Origin of the sequence: Saccharothrix lopnurensis, from assembly GCF_042658445.1 — a bacterium.
In the GTDB taxonomy this organism is placed as follows: domain Bacteria; phylum Actinomycetota; class Actinomycetes; order Mycobacteriales; family Pseudonocardiaceae; genus Actinosynnema; species Actinosynnema lopnurensis.
The window spans coordinates 119,053-136,120 of the sequence record NZ_JBHSQO010000008.1; the positions used below are offsets into that span (position 1 = coordinate 119,053).

The following is a 17,068-nucleotide window of genomic DNA, read 5'->3' on the forward strand; positions in this document are numbered from 1 at the left end:
CCAGCAGATCGGGAGGTGCGCCGGTGCGCCATCCGCCGAACGGCGGTTTGTGGTCGTGGCGGGCGCGTGGGTTCGGGGTTGGCGCGCTCGCCGGGCCGTGCCGGTCGCGGTGCCGGATGATCGGGTGGTGATCGAAACGATGACCGGCGCCCGGCTGCTGCGCGGGCTGCACGTGCCAGGGGACCCCTTGGTGCTGCCCAACGTGTGGGACGCCGCCTCGGCGCGGGTCCTGGTCGGGGCGGGTTTTCCCGCCGTGGCGACCGCCAGTGCCGCGGTGTCGGCCGCCCTGGGCTACCCCGACGGCCACGGCGTGCCCGCGGACGAGGCGTTCGCGGCGGTCCGCCGGGTGGCCGCGGCGGTGGGGGTGCCGGTGACGGCCGACGTCGAGCGCGGTTACGGGTTGCCGCCCGAGGTGATCGCGGAGCGGTTGGCGGAGGCGGGCGCGGTCGGCTGCAACCTGGAGGACTCGGACCCGGGGACGGGGCGGCTGGTGGACGTGGCCGAGCAGGTCGAGTTCCTGGCGGCGGTGCGCGCGGCGGACCCCGGGCTGGTGATCAACGCGCGGGTCGACGTGTTCGCCCTGGACCCGGGGACCGCCGGGCCCGGGGTTCCCGGCGGCGGGACCGGCGCGGCGTTCGAGGAGGCCGTGCGGCGCGCCAGGGCGTACCTGGGCGCCGGCGCGGACTGCGTCTACCCCATCACCATGCCCGCCGGGCACCTCGCGGCGTTCGTGCGGGAGGTCGGCGGACCGGTCAACCACCTGCACGTGCCCGGCTCGCCGACCCCGGTCGAGGCCGCCGGGCTGGGTGTGGCGCGGGTCAGCCTCGGCCCCGGGCTGCACCGGTTGCTGATGGCCCGGCTGGGCGAGCTGGCCGCCGACCTGCGTGCCGGTCGGAGCCCCTACCCGGGGTGAGCGGCGGGGGCCGGCGGTTAATCCGTCGGCCCCTGTCCCACCTGCCGGATATCCTTGACACCAAATGAGTACCACCTCGCACGCTGACCTGCGTAAACGACTGCCCGACCTGATGACGCGGGACCAGCGGCGGCTGGGGCGCCGCCTGGACGGGGCCCGCAAGGTCCGCGACGACCGGGCGCGGGCGGCCGTCCACGCCGAGATCGAGGCCGAGATCGAGGCCGCCGAGCTGAAGGTGGCGCTGCGCCGCGAGGCGGTGCCCAAGATCACCTATCCGGCCGAGCTGCCGGTCAGCGCCCGCAAGGACGACATCGCCGCGCTCATCCGCGACCACCAGGTGGTGATCGTGGCCGGCGAGACCGGTTCGGGCAAGACGACCCAGCTGCCCAAGATCTGCCTGGAGCTGGGTCGCGGCGTGCTGGGTCAGATCGGCCATACCCAGCCGCGCCGGCTGGCCGCGCGCACCGTGGCCGAGCGGGTCGCCCAGGAGCTGGACACGCGGTTGGGCAGCGCGGTGGGCTACAAGGTCCGGTTCACCGACCAGTCCGGCGACGACACGCTGGTCAAGCTCATGACCGACGGCATCCTGCTCGCCGAGCTCCAGGGCGACCGGATGCTGTCGCGCTACGACACGATCATCATCGACGAGGCCCACGAGCGCAGCCTCAACGTCGACTTCCTGCTGGGCTACCTCAAGCAGCTGCTGCCCCGCCGCCCGGACCTCAAGGTCGTCATCACCTCGGCCACCATCGACCCGGAGCGGTTCTCCCGCCACTTCGGCGACGCCCCGATCATCGAGGTCTCGGGCCGCACCTACCCCGTCGAGGTCCGCTACCGCCCGGTCGTCGACCCCGACGACCCGGACGCCGACCCCGACCGCGACCAGACCGGGGCCATCTGCGACGCCGTGCGCGAGCTCCAGGCCGAGGGGCCCGGCGACGTGCTGGTGTTCCTGTCGGGCGAGCGCGAGATCCGCGACACCGCCGACGCCCTGGCCGCGCTGGACCTGCGCGACACCGAGGTGCTGCCGCTGTACGCGCGGTTGTCCTTCGGTGAGCAGCACCGGGTGTTCCAGCCCCACTCGGGGCGTCGCGTGGTGCTGGCCACCAACGTGGCCGAGACCTCGCTGACCGTGCCGGGCATCAAGTACGTCGTCGACCCCGGCACCGCCCGCGTCTCCCGCTACAGCCACCGCCTCAAGGTGCAGCGGCTGCCGATCGAGCCGATCTCGCAGGCGTCGGCCAACCAGCGCAAGGGCCGCTGCGGTCGCGTCTCGGAGGGCATCTGCGTCCGCCTCTACGCCGAGGACGACTTCGACGCGCGGCCGGAGTTCACCGATCCGGAGATCCTGCGCACGAACCTCGCCTCGGTCATCCTCCAGATGACCTCGATCGGGCTGGGCGACATCGCCGCGTTCCCGTTCATCGACCCGCCCGAGTCGCGCAACATCGCCGACGGCGTGCAGCTGCTCCAGGAGCTGGGCGCGATGGTGCCCGCCGAGCAGAAGCTCACCCCGCTGGGTCGCAAGCTCGCCCAGCTGCCCGTCGACCCGAGGCTGGCGCGCATGGTCGTCGAGGCCGACGCGAACGGCTGCGTCCGCGAGGTGATGGTCATCGCCGCCGCGCTGTCCATCCAGGACCCGCGGGAGCGGCCCAGCGACAAGCAGCAGGCCGCCGACGAGCAGCACGGCCGGTTCAAGGACCCCGGTTCGGACTTCGTGGCCTACCTCAACCTGTGGCAGTACGTGCGGGAGCGGCAGAAGGAGCTGTCGAGCAACCAGTTCCGCAGGCTGTGCCGCGCCGAGTTCCTCAACTACCTGCGCGTGCGCGAGTGGCAGGACGTCTACCAGCAGCTGCGGCAGGTCGCCAAGACCCTCGGGGTGCACGTCAACGAGCAGCCCGCCGACCCGCGCAACGTCCACCTGTCGCTGCTGTCGGGCCTGCTGTCGCACATCGGGCTCAAGGACGTGCCCAAGCGCGAGCCGGGCAAGCGGGCCGCCACCGAGTACCTGGGCGCCCGCAACGCCAAGTTCGCGATCTTCCCCGGTTCGGCGCTGTTCCGCACCCCGCCGCAGTGGGTCATGGCCGCCGAGCTGGTGGAGACCTCCCGGCTGTGGGGCCGGATCGTGGCGAAGATCGAGCCCGAGTGGGCCGAGAAGCTGGGCGGGCACCTGGTCAAGCGCACCTACAGCGAGCCCCACTGGGAGGCCCGGCGCGGCGCGGTGGTGGCGCTGGAGAGGGTGACCCTCTACGGGGTGCCGATCGTGACCTCCCGCAAGGTCGACTACGGGCGCATCGACCCCGGGCTGTCGCGCGAGCTGTTCCTGCGCCACGCCCTGGTGCAGGGGGAGTGGACCACGCACCACGAGTTCGTCCGCCGCAACCGGGAGCTGCTGGCCGAGGTGGAGGAGCTGGAGAACCGGGCCCGCCGCCGCGACATCGCGGTGGACGAGGAGGTCGTCTACGACTTCTACGACCAGCGCGTGCCCGCCGACGTCGTCTCGGTCCGCCACTTCGACACGTGGTGGAAGAAGACCCGCCGCGAGCAGCCGGACCTGCTCACCTTCGACCGGGCGATGCTGGTCAACGAGCGCGCCGACATCACCCCGGAGGCGTACCCCGACGAGCTGCGCCGCGGTGGGCTGAGCCTGCCGCTGACCTACCGGTTCGAGCCCGGCGCGCCGGTCGACGGCATCACCGTCGCCCTGCCGCTGCCGGCGCTGACCGCCCTGCCCGACGACGCGCTGTCCTGGCAGGTGCCCGGGATGCGCACCGAGCTGGTGGTGTCGCTGATCCGGTCGCTGCCCAAGCCCGTCCGCCGCAACTTCGTGCCCGTGCCCGACGTCGCCGCCGCGGCCCTGAGCGGCATGGACCCCGACGAGCCGGTGCTGCCGGCCCTGGAGCGCGAACTGCGCCGCCTGACCGGTGTGGTGGTGCACCGCCACGAGTGGCAGCTGGGGCAGGTGCCCGAGCACCTCAAGCTCACCTTCCGCGTCCTGGACGAGGACGGCCGCGAGCTGGCCACCGGCAAGGACCTGGCCGCGCTCAAGGCCGGGCTGCGCGGGCAGCTGCGGGAGTCGCTGGCCGCCGCCGCGAGCAACCTCGCCCGCACCGGCCTGACCCGCTGGGACATCGGCGACCTGCCGCGCACCGTGCAGAGCCGCCGCTCCGGCATCGTGGTCACCGCCTACCCCGCGCTGGTCGACAAGGGCGAGTCGGTGGCCGTGGAGATCCTCGACACCCCGGGACGGCAGCGGCACGCCATGTGGCGCGGCACCCGCCGGTTGCTGCTGCTCGGCGTGCCCTCACCGGTCAAGTCGCTCCAGCGCGGCCTGAACAACGCCGAGAAGCTCGCCCTGACCCGCAACCCGCACGGCGGCGTCGCCCCGCTGCTGGCCGACTGCATCGCCGCCGCCGCGGACAAGCTGCTGCGCGACGCCGGCGGCCCGGTGTGGAACGAGCAGGACTTCGCGAAGCTCACCGACCTGGTCCGCCGCGGCCTGGGCGAGACCACCTTCGAGGTGGTGCACCAGGTGCGGCGGGTGCTGGAGGCCGCCCAGGACGTGGAGCTGCGCATCGGCGCGGTGCGCGGCGCGGTGTTCGACGCGTCCGTGGCCGACGTCCGGGCCCAGCTCGCGGGCCTGGTGCACCCCGGTTTCGTCACCGGCGCGGGTGCCGACCGGCTGGCCGACGTGCACCGCTACCTCCAGGGCATCGCCCGCCGGCTGGAGAAGCTGCCGCACAACCTCGACCGCGACCGCGAGTGGATGGACCGCGTCCACGAGGTCCACGCCGAGTACCGGGAGCTGCGCGCCGCCCTGCCCGCCGACGAGCCGCACGAGGAGCTGGACGAGGTGCGGTGGATGATCGAGGAGCTGCGGTTGAGCTACTTCGCCCAGACCATCGGCACCCGCTACACCGTCTCCGACAAGCGGATCTACAAGGCCCTCGACGCCGTGCCCCGCTGACGGGGTGGTGTGCCCGCTGCGCGCAGCGGGCACACCACCCCGGTCGGCAGCCCGGCGGCAGGCCCCGGGCGCAGCGGTTCCCGCGTCGTCACTCGCACACCTCCAGAAGCGTCCGCAGCGCGTCGGCGACCACCAGCCTGGTCCGGTCGTCCAACGGTTCCAGCAGCCGCGCGTAGTGCGCGACGTGCTCGCCCAGCATCCCGTCCACCAGCTCCCGCCCCCGCGGCGTCAGCTTGATCCGCACCACCCGCCGGTCCGCCGGGTCGGCCACCCGCTCCACCAGGCCCTTGACCTCCATCCGGTCGATCCGGTTGGTGATCGCGCCCGCCGTGACCAGCGACGCGGACAGGAACGCGCCGGCGGTCATGCCGTGCGTCGGGCCGGCCCGCCGCAGCGTGGTCAGCACGTCGAACTCGCCGGGCTCCAGGTCGTAGTGCGCCAGGAACTCGCGCAGCTCGCGCTCCAGCAGCCGCGACAGGCGCGTCACCCGCGACAGCACCGCCATCGGCGAGGTGTCCACGTCCGGGCGCTGCACCGACCACTGGGCCAGCACCAGGTCAACCGCATCGGCCATCAACCCCTCCAAGGAGTCCGCACATCCGTTTCGGTGCTCACCGGAGCAGGACGCCGAGCAGGATCGGCACCGAGTTGACCGCGCCGTGCACCACCAGCAGCGGCCACACCAGCCGGTAGCGGCTCCACAGGTGACAACAATCGCCGCCGGCCCCGTGACCAGGGCGGCGGTCCCCCCTGTGATCCGCACGTGACCACCGTAGGCAGGTGATCGACTCCCGCGTCGGCGTTACGGCGGAAAACCCCCGCGACGGCGGACACGGCACTGGGCCGCCCGGCGGCACCACCAGCCGGGGGGCCGCACCCGGCCGGCCGGTCGGGCTCAGGCGCCGGGCCCGCCCCGCAGCTGCACGACGGCCACCGTGATGTTGTCGTGCCCCCCGGCCTCCAGCGCGACCTCGACCAGCCCCCGCGCCACCTCCGCCGGCGGCACCCCGCGCGGCAGGGCCGCCACCAGGTCCTCCGGCTCCGGCAGGTAGTTCCACAGCCCGTCGCTGCACAGCACCAGCAGCCCCGGCGTCTCCACCCGGAAGGTCACCGCCTGCGGCTCCACCGGTCCCGCGTCCGCGCCCAGCCACCGCGACAGCACGTGCGCCCGCCGGTCGGTCAGCGCCTGCGCCTCGGTCAGCACGCCCTCCGCCACCAGCTGCGCCGCCCACGTGTCGTCCACGGTCAACCGCGCCGCGCCGGACCCGGCCACCAGGTAGGCGCGGCTGTCCCCGACCCACCCCACGGTGGCCGTGTCGTCGCTGACCACCGCCGAGACGAACGTGCACGACGGCGCGACCTCCGGCGCCTCCGGCCGCGCCAACCCGGCCACCTCCGCGTTCGCCGCCGCCACCGCGTCCGCGGTGGACACCTCCGCGTCCGCACCCGCCCGCAACCCGCTCAGCAGCACGTCCACCGCCGTGTCCACGGCGACCTGCGACGCCTGCTCGGCCCGCTCGGAGGACGCCACCCCGTCGCACACCACCACCGCGACCCCGCGGCCCCGGACCCGCCCGAACGCCATGGAGTCCTCGTTGCGGCGCCGCCGCCGGCCCCGGTCGCTCACCCCGGCCACCCCGGGCAGCGCGAACTCCACCCGGTCGCGCGCCTCGACCGTCCCCGGCCCGCCCACGGGCGTCCGCCGCACGCGCAGGTTGCGCCCGCACGCCTCGCAGAAGCGGTCCTGCGGGGTGACCGGAGCCGCGCACTCCGGGCACGCGTCCCTCGGGGAGTCCTTCGTCATGCCGTCATCCTGCGATCCACCGTTCCGGGTACCACTCGTCCGAATACCGCTCGTCCGGGCGCCACCGGTCCGGGCGCCACCGTCACACCACCGTCCTGGGCCGCACCGCGTTGGCCAGGTCCACCAGGGCGATCCGCTCCGCGGCGGTGTCCGCCAGCCGGGCCAGCTGCCGGTAGCAGCGCTCCAGGCCCAACCGCAGCCCCACCTCGTCCAGCTCGCACCCCAGCAGCCTCCCACCCGGCAGCTTCCCACCCCGCGCCGCGGTGCCGTCGGGCAGCAACTCCAACGCCACCCCCAGCAGTTCGGCGGTCAGCACCGCCCGCCGCGCCACGTCCAGCTCCACCGCCGCCAGCCGCGCCCCGGCCGCCACCACGTCCGCCAACCCGCCCACCGCCTGCACCCGCACCGCCGCCACCTGCGCGGCCACGTGGTGGACCGAGGTGTCCGGCACCGAGTGCAGCACCTCCACCGCCGCCTCCCGGTCGCCGCGCGCCGCCAGCACCCGCGCCAACCCGAACGCCGCCGACACGTACGAGTGGTCCGTGCGCCACACGACCCGGTAGCCCCGGGCCGCCGCGTCCGGCTCGCCGGCCAGCTCCGCGCACACCGCCGCCGCCAGCTTCGGCGCCGCCTCGCCCGGCAGCACGTCGCACACCTGCTCGAACGCCGCCCGCGCCGCCCCCGGGCGGCCGTCGACCAGCGCCACCACCCCGCGGTACCAGCCGGGCCGCCAGTCGTCCGGCGCGGGCTCCTCCGGGTCGTCGGGGTCGAACCGCGAGGAGGGCCAGGGCACCGCGGTCAGCTCGTCCAGCTCCGCCGCCGCCTCGACCACCCGCCCGGCCTCCACCAGCGCCCGCACCACCTGCAACCGCACCTCCACCGTGCGCACCGGCGCGGCGCGCAGCGCGGTCACCGTCTGGTCCGGGTCACCGCCCGCCGCCGTGGCCAGGAACCCCGCCGCCGGGTCGGAGGTGTCCACCTGCGGCACCGGCAGCCCCGACGCCACCGCCCGCGCGGCCGGCTCCCGCCCGGTCCCGGTGACCTCGGTGCCGAACGCCCGCCGCTCCGGCGTGAACTGCCGCGACAACCCCGGCCGCGGCACGTCGTCCTGCTGCGCCAGCACCTCCCGCAGCACCCCGGTCAGCTGCTCGGCCATCTCCTCGGCGGTGGCGAACCGCTGGTCCGGGTCCCGGTGCGCGGCGCGGGCCAGGAACCGGCGCAGCGAGTCGTGCTCGCGCAGCAGCGGCTGCTCCGCCGGCGGGGGCAGCGACTCCCGGTGGGCGCGGCGGAAGTCGAACCGGAGGGCCATCACGGCCAGCGCCCGGCCCACCGTGTACAGGTCGGAGGCCACCGACGGGCCCACCGAGCCGATCTCGGGCGCCTGGTAGCCCAGGGTGCCGTAGATGGGGGAGTGGCGGTCGTCCGCGCGCCGCACCGCGCCCAGGTCGATCAGCTTGAGCTGCTCCTCGGTCTGGATCACGTTGTCCGGTTTGAAATCGCAGTACAGCAGGCCCACCCCGTGCAGGTAGCCCAGCGCGGGCAGCACCTCCAGCGCGTAGGCGATGGCCTGCGCGGGCGGCAGCGACCCGGTCCCGGCGCCGTCGGCGCGCACCGCGTCGAGCATCTCCTTGACGGAGGTGCCGCCGACGTACTCCATGACGATGTAGTCGACCAGCTCGCCGGTGCGCCGGTCGGCGTGCCGCACGAAGTTGTGGATCTTGACGATGTTCGGGTGCTCCACCTCGGCCAGGAACCGCCGCTCGGCGATCGCCGCGGCCATCGCGTCGGCGTCACCGGAGTCCAGCAGGCCCTTGAGCACCACCCACCGGTCGTTGACCGCGTGGTCGGCCGCCAGGTACACCCAGCCCAGGCCGCCGTGCGCCAGGCAGCCCAGCACCTCGTACTGGCCGTGCAGGACCTCGCCGGGCGCCAGCTTCGGGGTGAAGGAGTAGCGGTGGCCGCAGTGCGCGCAGAACCCCTCCACCCGACCCGGCCGCCCCTCCCGGGCGCGCCCGACCTCCTTGCCGCAGCCGGAGCAGAACCGCTTGGCCTCGGGCACCTCCGGGTTCGCCAGCACGGCCGTCTTCGGGTCCCGGTAGGGCACCCGCGGCACCTCCACCAGCCCCGCGCCCAACCGGCCGCGCCCCGACGAGAGGGTCGAGGCCGACGTCCGCCGCGCCCGACCGCCCGACGGCGCGCTCGCCGACCACGGCGCGGTGCCCGGACCGGTGGCGGGGCCCGTGTGCGCACCGGTCGCCGCACCGGTCGCGGAGGCGGTCGCCGCACCGGTCACCGAGCCGGCTGCCGAATCGGCCACCGGGTCAACGGTCTCCGGGTCGACCAGGGAGCCGGGCCGGGTGGCCGGACCGGTCCCGACCCGCGCCCCCGCCGCTGCCCCGGACCTCGCCGCCGGAGCCGGCCGCGCGTCCCCCGGTGCCGGGCTCGGCATCGTCCTGACCAGGACCGGGGCCTCCACCCCGCACGCCTCGCAGCGGCCGTCGCCGTCGACCGCCCCACCGCAGCCGGACCTCGGGCACGTCCTCATCGGGCCTCCGTCCTCGCCGGCACCGCGCTCACCGCCACACAGGAAGAACGCTCCCGCCTCCACGCGAGTGCCCCGCCGCCCACGGTCAGTCCCGGTACACCGCGACGGGCGGGGCCGGCGGCTCACCGAGCCAGCGCCGGTGGATCGCCGCCCACGTGCCGTCCGCGCGCAGCCGCTCCAGCAGCGCGTTGGTGAACCGCACGAAGTCCTCGTCAGCCCGGGGGAAGGCCATCCCGTACGGCTCGGCGGTGAACTGCGGGCCCACCACCTTCGTGTAAGGGTCCTGCGCGGCGAACCCGGCCAGGATCGTGTCGTCGGTGGAGATCGCGTCGACCTGCCCCTGCTGGAGCATCACCAGGCAGTCCGTCCAGTCCGGCACCGACACCGGGACCGGCCGGGACGCCGCCGCGGCCACGTTCGCCAGCGAGCTGGACCCCCTGGTCGCGCACACCCGCCGCCCGCCCAGCGACCCGATGCCGGTCGCCCCCGAGTCCACCGGCACCAGGACCCGCTGCCCGGCCTGGTGGTAGACGGTGGAGAAGGCGACCTGCCGCCACCGCTCGCAGGTGACCGTCATGGTGCGCACCACGACGTCCACCCTGCGCTCCACCAGCGCCGGGATGCGCTGCTCGGAGGTCAGCACCTTGAACTGGACCGCGCCCGGGTCCCCCAGGACGGCCCGCGCGACCTCGCGGACCATGTCCACGTCGAAGCCCTCCAGCTCGCCGGAGAACGGGTTGCGGAACCCCATCAGGTAGGTGTTCTGGTCCACGCCCGCGATCAGCCTGCCGCGCGCCCGGATGCGGTCCACGGTCGACCCGGCGGGCACCTGCCCGACCGGCGGCAGCGGACCCGAGGGGCGCAGGCTGGCCGTCGGGTCGCACGACTCGGGCGCCGCGGTCGTCGACGACGGCGGCCCGGTCAGCTCCGACGCCCCCGCGGGCCACGGCGCCACCGGCGAGGAACCCACGATCGGCGGCGCGGCGCTGGGCACGGGCGAGCACCCCGCCAGCAGCGCCGCGAGCAGGACCGCGACCGGCCACCCCCGCCTCATCGGTACTCCTTGAGCCGCTGCCACAGCCCGGACGTGGTGGCCACCGCCGTGAGCAGCGCCAGCAGCACCACCCCGGGCACCGCGCCGCCCAGCGCGCCCCGCGCCCGGCCGATCGTGTCGGTCAGCCGCGCCCGCGACGCCCCGATGGCCGCCACCAGGGCGTCGTCGAGGGCGTCGAACGCGGTGGCCGCGCCGCCCTCGGCGTGGCCGAGCGCGAGCGCCACGGCGGTCGTGTAGTCGCCCCGGTCGTCGGCCTCGCGCACCCGCCGGTGCACCTCCCGCCACCGCTCGTGGTGCTCCAGCGCCGCCACCACCGGCGGCGCGCCGGTCCGCTGCCGGGCCTGCTCCAGCAGGTCGGCCAGCTGCCCGTCCCGGTCGACGAAGGCGGCCTCGTAGTCCGCGCCGCTGCCGCGCGCCACCAGCGTCAGCATCTCGTCGCCGCGCGCGGTCAGGGTGGTGATCCGCGCCCGCGCCAGCACGTCCACCAGCGCGGCCCCGTCCCTGCTCGCCGCCGAGTGGTGGACCGCCGGCAGGACGGCCGCCGGCACCCACACCAGCGAGACCGCGCTCAGCGCGGTGGCCACCACCAGGCCCGGGTTGAGCACCCGGTTGGTGCGGCGGGTCAGCCAGCGCTGGGCGAGCACCAGCGCCACCAGCGCGGCCACCCCCAGCAGCAGCTCCGGCCACGGCAGCGACCCGGCGCGGTCCAGGTCGCGCACCACGTTGCCTGTCTCCACCCGGTACAGCTCCCGCGCGGTGGGCAGCAGCTCCGACCGCATCAGGTGCGACGCCTGCCGCAGGTAGGCCGCACCCACCGGGTTGCCCTGCCGGTTGTGGGTGCGGGCGGTCTCGACCAGCCCGGTGTAGACCGGCAGCCGCCCCGACAGCGTGGCCAGCGCGGCGGTCAGCTCCGGGGAGCGGGTGGCCCCGGCGGTCGCCGCGGACAGCGCGGCCGCCGCCTCGGCCACGTCCTGCTCGTACCGCTGCCGCAGGGCCGCCGACTCCACGCCGCCGGACAGGAACGCCCCGGCGGCGGTGGCGTCCGCGTCGGCCATCGCCCGGTAGACCTCCTGGGCGGCGAACGCCAGCGGCTCGCTGCGGTCGGCCAGGGTCTCCAGGGCGGCGGAGCGGCGCTGCACCGACGCCGCGGTCAGGCCGCCGACCAGCAGGGACACCACGACCAGCAACAGGGCGAGCAGGCTCAACCGGCCGGGCGTGGTGCGGGCCAGGCCGGTCACCCGGCGCAGCCCGCCCCGATCCGGTTGAGCCCCGACCAGCACGACCGCCCCCTTCCCGGGGTGATCGGCGTCACCCTTCCCGCAGGCGCCAGCGTAGATCGGGAACGGCCGCTCGGGGGCGTGCTGCGCGGGGCCGGTCCACCACCCGTCACCGGTTCGTGGTCGAGGGGGCCGGCGTCACCCGCGGCGAGACCGCGCTCACGCCCCGACCCGGCGCGCGCTCACCCCCGCAGCCGGGCACGCACGGTCATCAGCGCCTCGCCCAGCAGGTTCAGGCCACGCCAGGAGGCCGGGTCCCGCGCCCGCTCGTCGTCGGCGGCCAGCCCGATGCCCCAGATCCGGTCCACCGGGCTGGCCTCCACCAGCGCCCGGTCGCCGGTCGAGAGCAGGTAGGCCCGCAGCTCGTCGTGCGCGCCGAACTTCGCCAGGTTCGCGCGCACGACCACGTCCACCCGGTTGGCCACCCACGTGTCCTCGTCGAACCCGCGCACCTGGCGGCCCAGCGACTTCGCCTCGGCGGGCGTGCGGGCGGCGAGCACCCGGCGGGCGGTGTGCTCGTCGCCGAACAGCAGCGCCTTGCCGACCATCATGTGGTGCTCGGCCGTCGAGTAGGTGCGGCCGTCCTCGGTGAACGGCGCCTCGTACCACTGGCTCAGGCACTGCCTGCCCACCGGCGCGCCCGGCCGCGTCTCGTGCCCCCAGAAGAACAGGTGGTCCGTCGCCATGCCGCGGGACGATGCCACACCGGCATCCGCGAGCAGAAGCGGATTTGCCCCCCGGATTTGCCCCCCGGGATCTGCCCTTCGGCATTTGTCCTTCGGGGGCGATCCGACCCGGGCGCGGCCCCTCAGTTCGGGACCACGAGCACGACCTTGCCGCGGGCGCGCTCGACCTCGACGTGCCGGAGGGTCTCGGCGGTCTTGGCGAGAGCCGTTCCGGGGTGCCGGAGATCAGGCAGTGGATCCGGGACCGTCACAGATGATCACCCGTTCGGTTGATGCGGATGCGCTCGTGCACGCACCACTGTTGGCGCATACCTCGTTCGTGGAGAACCCAAGCGCAAGGAGCGCCTCGTGGTGGACCAAATTCGCACTATCGGCAAGTGGATCTCAGTCGACCCGAACACGCCCGAGATGAAGCTCGACGGTCTGGACAGCGATCACATCAAATGGGGCGTCCCGGCCACGGGTGACCCGAACGCCGGGCGGAGCGAGTACGAGTTCACCGGCGCCCTCGCTCACACGAAACACGACGGCAGCAACAAGTTCGAGGTCACGCTGGGCACGTTCACGCACCACAACTACGTGATCTTAATGGGGCAGCAAACGGAGTTCCAGGCGACTCTCGAGGTCGACATCGAGTTCAGGGACGATGGCACCAAGCACAGGTGCACCGTCGTTTTCTCTCATGTCGAAACCGTCAACTCACCTGGTTACGTGGACGACAAGGTCAAATTGCCGGAGGTCTCCGGAAACGAGATCGTGCACATCGAAGGTATCGAGTACAAGGTGTCGATCGTCGGTTTCCTGGTGGGCGGCCACGGCGAACCGCTTCCCCAATTCCTCAGCGCTGAGGGCAAGCACAACGAGGCCGACATCATCGCCAGGTTCGAGCGGACCAACCCGTTGGTCGGTGGCTGAACCGCCGGTCGGTGCGCCGGAGACGACGCCGGTCGTGGCCGCCCCGTCCGCCACGGGCTCGCCGCGCCGGACCCCGGCGAGGCCGACCACCGCGGCCGAGGCCGGCGCGACCGAGCGCGGCGAGTGCCGCCCGCTCGGCCGCCCCGCGGTCGTTCTACCTGGGCGGCAGCGGCAGGGGCAGCGCGGGCAGGCCGTCGATGCTCACCCCGTTGTGGTCCTTGGACTCGCAGTAGGCCGCGAACTCCTCGTCGGTCTTGCGGCCGAAGTAGTCCGCGTGCAGCGCGCGCTCGCCCCGGTAGTCCAGGAACGGCACGGCGAACCCGCAGGTGTCGGTGATCAGCTTCGCGGTGACCACCACAACGGCCCGCAGTCCGGGCCCGTCGGCGTCGCCGAACCCGGCGACCAGGTCGGGGAAGCGCGGGTCGTCGCGGAAGACCGGCTCGCCGGTGCCGTGCACGCGCACGATGTTCGGCGGGCCGTCGAAGGCGCACCACATGAGCGTGATCCGCCCGTTCTCCCGCAGGTGCGCGAGGGTCTCCGCGTGGCTGCCGCCGAAGTCGAGGAAGGCCACCCGGTGCTCGTCGAGCACCCGCCAGGTGCCCCGGCGCCCCTTGGGCGACAGGTTCACGTGCCCGTCGGCCGCCAGCGGCGCGCTGGCCGTGAAGAACAGCGGCTGCGCCTCGATGAAGTCCTTCAGCCGGCCTTCGATCCGCTCGTAGGTCTTGCCCATGGGGGCAGTATCCACCGGCCGGGCGGCGGGTGACGACGCACTTCCACGCTCCGGTGCGAACCCGTCGCCGGCGATCGGTCAGACCTCGGGGACGCGCCGCGCGACGATGGCGGCGTAGGGGCGTTTGCCCGGATCGACGCGGCTCGTCGTCGCCTCCACCCGGAAACCCGCCTCCGCCAGGCGCCGCGACATCTCCTCGACCGGCCAGTGGTAGGCGGTGACCACGGCGTGCGGGAACGGCTCGACCCGGGGGCCCTCGACCAGGCCGAGCACCAGGCCACCGCCCCCGCGCAGGCACCGCGCGAACTCCCCGAGCACGCGGGGCACGTCCTCCGGGGCGGTGTGGATGATCGAGTACCACGACAGGATCCCGCCCAGCGAGCGGTCGGGCACGCCCAGCTCGTCCAGCCGGCCGACGCGGAAGGAGCTGTCGGGGAACCGCGAGCGGGCCATGTCGACGAAGCGCGGCACGAGGTCCACGCCCTCGACGTCGCAGCCCCGCCCGCGCAGGAAGTCGGTCCAGTGCCCCGGCCCGCACCCCGCGTCGACGACGCGCCCGGACACCTCCTCGGCCCACCGGGACACCAGCCCCACGTCCGGCTCGGGCATCCCCTCCGCGGAGAAGGCCAGCTCGGCGTACTCCTCCGCCAGCCGCCCGTACGCGTCCCTCACGTCATCCACCGACACAGATCCCCCAGGTCGAAAACACGCCGACGGCGACCCTCCGGGGCGGAGACGATCAAGCCCCGGCGCCGACATCCTCCCAACGCGGCCCGGTCATCCCCCCGGCGCGACGACCGCGCCCAGCGCGCGGCGCAGCAGCTCCCGCTCGGCGGTGTTGCCCGCCAGCGCCAGCGCCCGCCCGTAGGCCGCGGCGGCCTCCGCGGGCCGGTCCAGGCGGCGCAGCAGGTCGGCCCGGGTGGCGTGGAACAGGTGGTAGTCCTCCAGCTCCAGCCCGTCCACCAGCGCCAACCCCGCTGCCGGGCCGGACACCTCGGCCACCGCCACGGCCCGGTTGAGCGCCACCACCGGCGTCGGCGTCAACGCCATCAGGTGGTCGTAGAGCAGCACCACCTGAGCCCAGTCGGTGGGCGGCGGGTCGCTGTGCACGGCGTTGATCGCCGCCTGCACCTGGTAGGGCCCGGGTCGGCCGCGCCGCAGGCACCACCGCACCAGCTCCCGCGCCTCCTCCACCAGCGCCCCGTCCCACCGCGACCGGTCCTGGTCGGCCAGCCGCACGAGTTCGCCACCCGGCCCGGTGCGCGCCCCCTGCCGCGAGCGCAGGAACAGCATCAGCGCCAGCAGCCCGACCGCCTCGGGCTCGTCGGGCATCAGCCGCACCAGCACCCGCCCGAGCCGCACCGCCTCCGCGCACAGCCCGTCGCGCACCAGCCCCTCGCCCGAGCCCGCCGAGTAGCCCTCGTTGAACACCAGGTAGAGCACCGCGAGCACGGCCCGCAGCCGGTCGGGCAACTCGGCCTCGTCGGGCACCCGGTAGGGGATGCGCGCGTCGCGGATCTTCGCCTTGGCCCGCACCAGGCGCTGCGCCATGGTCGCCTCGGGCACCAGGAACGCCCGCGCGATCTCGGCCGTGGACAGCCCGCCCAGCAGGCGCAGCGTCAACGCCACCCGCGCCGCCGGGTTCAGCGCCGGGTGGCAGCAGGTGAAGATCAGCCTCAACCGCTCGTCGCCCACCACGTCCTCCTCCGCCGGTTCGCCGTCCGCGCGCAGCAGGACGGCCTGGACGTGCCGGTCCTCGCGCGAGGACTCCCGGCGCAGCCGGTCGATCGCCCGGTTGCGGGCGGTGGTGATGATCCAGCCCACCGGGCTCGGCGGCACGCCCGTCTCCGGCCACCGGCGCACGGCCTCGGCGAACGCGTCCTGAACCGCCTCCTCGGCGATGTCGACGTCGCCGAAGACGCGGACCAGGACCGCCACCGACCGGCCGTGCTCGGCCCGGAAGACCCGCTCGACCTCGGACACGTCAGTCCCGGAAGGGCCGGACCTCGATCGGCAGGGTGATCGCGGACTGGAGCCTGCGACCCCAGTCCAGCGCCGCGTCCAGGTCCGGCACGTCGATGATCGTGAAGCCGCCGAGGTACTCCTTGGTCTCGACGTACGGGCCGTCGATCACCAGCACGTCGCCCCTGCCGTCCGGGCGCAGGGTGGTGGCGGTGTCGGGGAGGTGCAGACCCCCGCCGAACACCCACACGCCGGCCTGCCGCATCTGCTCGTTGACCGCGCCCACGTCGACCATGATCTTCGCCAGCACGTCCGGGTCGGGCACGCCGCCGGTCGGCTGGACCACGCTGAGCAGGTAGTTCGTCATGTCGGCTCCTCCGTGTCGGGGGTTGTCCCGCCTTCTACACGAACGACCCCCGACCGGATCGACACCACGGGCGAAAAATTCTCGGACGAACCCTCCGCACCGATCAGGTTCCCGCGCCGCGCCCGTCGGTACGTGTGAGATCGACTCACGGGAGGTTGGCACGATGCGGAAACTGATCTTCGGCATGAACGTGACCCTGGACGGCTACATCGCCGCGCCCGGCGACGACATCGGCTGGAGTGTGCCGAGCGACGAGCTGTTCCGGTGGTGGCTCGACCGGGAGCTGGGGATCGACCTGATGCTGTACGGGCGGAAGCTCTGGAAGACGATGAGCTCCCACTGGCCGACCGGCGACCAGCGGCCCGACGCCACGTCGGCGGAGGTCGAGTTCGCGCGGAACTGGCGGGACACGCCGAAGGTGGTGTTCTCCTCGACGGTCGACGAGGTCGACTGGAACACCCGCCTGGTCACCGGCGACGCGGTCGCCGAGATCACCCGGCTCAAGGCCGAGGACGGCGGCCCGATGAGCATCGGCGGCGCGGCGCTCGCCGGGGCCGCCGCGCGGGCCGGGCTGGTCGACGAGTACCAACTGGCGACCCACCCGGTCCTGGTCGGCGGTGGCACGCCGTTCTTCACGGTGGTGGACCGCTGGGTGAACCTGGAACTGGTGGAGACCCGGACGTGTCCCGGCGGCGTGGTGCTGACGCGCTACGAGACGAGGCGCTGAGCACGGGCCAGGTGCTCGGCTCGTGAGGCTGGTCGGCTGTGAGGCACCCCTCCCCGCCGTGTTCTCCGGGACGTGAAGACGCCCCGCGGGCGACGCCGGCGGGGCGGTGGTGTCCGCGTTG

At 74.3% G+C, this 17,068-nt stretch carries 15 protein-coding genes; 4 read left to right on the top strand and 11 right to left on the bottom strand.

Annotation, left to right across the window (positions count from 1 at the left end; translation table 11 throughout):
• Positions 1–139 precede the first annotated feature (139 nt).
• Together ACFP3R_RS10690 and hrpA are read left to right on the top strand one after the other, a co-directional pair.
• Positions 140–913: an isocitrate lyase/PEP mutase family protein gene (locus ACFP3R_RS10690; protein WP_380635263.1), complete on the top strand. Its 774-nt coding sequence runs from the start codon at positions 140–142 to the stop codon at positions 911–913.
• Between the two features lie 64 nt (positions 914–977).
• Positions 978–4,880, top strand: a complete 3,903-nt coding sequence (gene hrpA, locus ACFP3R_RS10695) for an ATP-dependent RNA helicase HrpA (RefSeq protein WP_380635118.1) — start codon at positions 978–980, stop codon at positions 4,878–4,880.
• An 88-nt stretch (positions 4,881–4,968) separates the two neighbouring features.
• On the opposite strand, the gene ACFP3R_RS10700 is transcribed toward hrpA, so the two are convergent.
• The 7 genes from ACFP3R_RS10700 to ACFP3R_RS10730 all read right to left on the bottom strand — a co-directional run bounded on the left by ACFP3R_RS10700 (position 4,969) and on the right by ACFP3R_RS10730 (position 12,497).
• On the bottom strand, positions 4,969–5,454 hold the full coding sequence (locus ACFP3R_RS10700) for a MarR family winged helix-turn-helix transcriptional regulator (protein ID WP_380635119.1): 486 nt from the start codon (positions 5,452–5,454) through the stop codon (positions 4,969–4,971).
• Between the two features lie 321 nt (positions 5,455–5,775).
• Entirely contained in the window at positions 5,776–6,684 is a 909-nt protein-coding gene (locus tag ACFP3R_RS10705) for a protein phosphatase 2C domain-containing protein (RefSeq protein ID WP_380635121.1), read from the bottom strand.
• An 82-nt stretch (positions 6,685–6,766) separates the two neighbouring features.
• Positions 6,767–9,229: a serine/threonine-protein kinase gene (locus ACFP3R_RS10710; RefSeq protein ID WP_380635122.1), complete on the bottom strand. Its 2,463-nt coding sequence runs from the start codon at positions 9,227–9,229 to the stop codon at positions 6,767–6,769.
• Positions 9,230–9,314: 85 nt separating this feature from the next.
• Positions 9,315–10,283, bottom strand: coding sequence for a glutamate ABC transporter substrate-binding protein (locus ACFP3R_RS10715; RefSeq protein WP_380635123.1), 969 nt, complete (start codon positions 10,281–10,283; stop codon positions 9,315–9,317).
• Positions 10,280–11,563 (bottom strand): hypothetical protein, encoded by a 1,284-nt coding sequence (locus ACFP3R_RS10720; protein WP_380635124.1) that lies wholly within the window; start codon positions 11,561–11,563, stop codon positions 10,280–10,282. The genes ACFP3R_RS10715 and ACFP3R_RS10720 overlap by 4 nt, the downstream gene beginning before the upstream one ends.
• Before the next feature lie 179 nt (positions 11,564–11,742).
• Positions 11,743–12,246, bottom strand: coding sequence for an NADAR family protein (locus ACFP3R_RS10725; protein ID WP_380635125.1), 504 nt, complete (start codon positions 12,244–12,246; stop codon positions 11,743–11,745).
• A 122-nt stretch (positions 12,247–12,368) separates the two neighbouring features.
• Positions 12,369–12,497, bottom strand: coding sequence for a hypothetical protein (locus ACFP3R_RS10730; protein ID WP_380635126.1), 129 nt, complete (start codon positions 12,495–12,497; stop codon positions 12,369–12,371).
• Between the two features lie 97 nt (positions 12,498–12,594).
• On the opposite strand from ACFP3R_RS10730, the gene ACFP3R_RS10735 reads away from it, so the two are divergent.
• Positions 12,595–13,161, top strand: coding sequence for a choice-of-anchor K domain-containing protein (locus ACFP3R_RS10735; RefSeq protein WP_380635127.1), 567 nt, complete (start codon positions 12,595–12,597; stop codon positions 13,159–13,161).
• A 154-nt stretch (positions 13,162–13,315) separates the two neighbouring features.
• Here the strand turns inward: ACFP3R_RS10735 and ACFP3R_RS10740 are convergent, their stop codons facing one another.
• The 4 genes from ACFP3R_RS10740 to ACFP3R_RS10755 all read right to left on the bottom strand — a co-directional run bounded on the left by ACFP3R_RS10740 (position 13,316) and on the right by ACFP3R_RS10755 (position 16,220).
• Complete coding sequence (locus ACFP3R_RS10740; RefSeq protein ID WP_380635128.1) at positions 13,316–13,891, bottom strand: pyridoxamine 5'-phosphate oxidase family protein; 576 nt, start codon at positions 13,889–13,891, stop codon at positions 13,316–13,318.
• A gap of 78 nt (positions 13,892–13,969) precedes the next feature.
• Positions 13,970–14,572 (bottom strand): class I SAM-dependent DNA methyltransferase, encoded by a 603-nt coding sequence (locus ACFP3R_RS10745; RefSeq protein ID WP_380635130.1) that lies wholly within the window; start codon positions 14,570–14,572, stop codon positions 13,970–13,972.
• 96 nt (positions 14,573–14,668) lie between these two features.
• A complete protein-coding gene (locus ACFP3R_RS10750) occupies positions 14,669–15,874 on the bottom strand; it encodes an RNA polymerase sigma factor (RefSeq protein ID WP_380635131.1) in 1,206 nt (401 codons plus the stop codon).
• 1 nt (position 15,875) lies between these two features.
• Positions 15,876–16,220, bottom strand: coding sequence for a YciI family protein (locus ACFP3R_RS10755; RefSeq protein ID WP_380635132.1), 345 nt, complete (start codon positions 16,218–16,220; stop codon positions 15,876–15,878).
• Positions 16,221–16,383: 163 nt separating this feature from the next.
• Between ACFP3R_RS10755 and ACFP3R_RS10760 the strand changes: the two genes are divergently transcribed.
• On the top strand, positions 16,384–16,947 hold the full coding sequence (locus tag ACFP3R_RS10760) for a dihydrofolate reductase family protein (protein ID WP_380635134.1): 564 nt from the start codon (positions 16,384–16,386) through the stop codon (positions 16,945–16,947).
• Positions 16,948–17,068 lie beyond the last annotated feature (121 nt).

Bases quoted from the DNA above. Each gene is read 5' to 3' on its own strand.
- ACFP3R_RS10690 (WP_380635263.1), top strand. From the start codon at position 140: ATGACCGGCGCCCGGCTGCTGCGCGGGCTGCACGTGCCAGGGGACCCC.
- hrpA (WP_380635118.1), top strand. From the start codon at position 978: ATGAGTACCACCTCGCACGCTGACCTGCGTAAACGACTGCCCGACCTG.
- ACFP3R_RS10700 (WP_380635119.1), bottom strand. From the start codon at position 5,454: ATGGCCGATGCGGTTGACCTGGTGCTGGCCCAGTGGTCGGTGCAGCGC.
- ACFP3R_RS10705 (WP_380635121.1), bottom strand. From the start codon at position 6,684: ATGACGAAGGACTCCCCGAGGGACGCGTGCCCGGAGTGCGCGGCTCCG.
- ACFP3R_RS10710 (WP_380635122.1), bottom strand. From the start codon at position 9,229: ATGAGGACGTGCCCGAGGTCCGGCTGCGGTGGGGCGGTCGACGGCGAC.
- ACFP3R_RS10715 (WP_380635123.1), bottom strand. From the start codon at position 10,283: ATGAGGCGGGGGTGGCCGGTCGCGGTCCTGCTCGCGGCGCTGCTGGCG.
- ACFP3R_RS10725 (WP_380635125.1), bottom strand. From the start codon at position 12,246: ATGGCGACGGACCACCTGTTCTTCTGGGGGCACGAGACGCGGCCGGGC.
- ACFP3R_RS10740 (WP_380635128.1), bottom strand. From the start codon at position 13,891: ATGGGCAAGACCTACGAGCGGATCGAAGGCCGGCTGAAGGACTTCATC.
- ACFP3R_RS10755 (WP_380635132.1), bottom strand. From the start codon at position 16,220: ATGACGAACTACCTGCTCAGCGTGGTCCAGCCGACCGGCGGCGTGCCC.
- ACFP3R_RS10760 (WP_380635134.1), top strand. From the start codon at position 16,384: ATGCGGAAACTGATCTTCGGCATGAACGTGACCCTGGACGGCTACATC.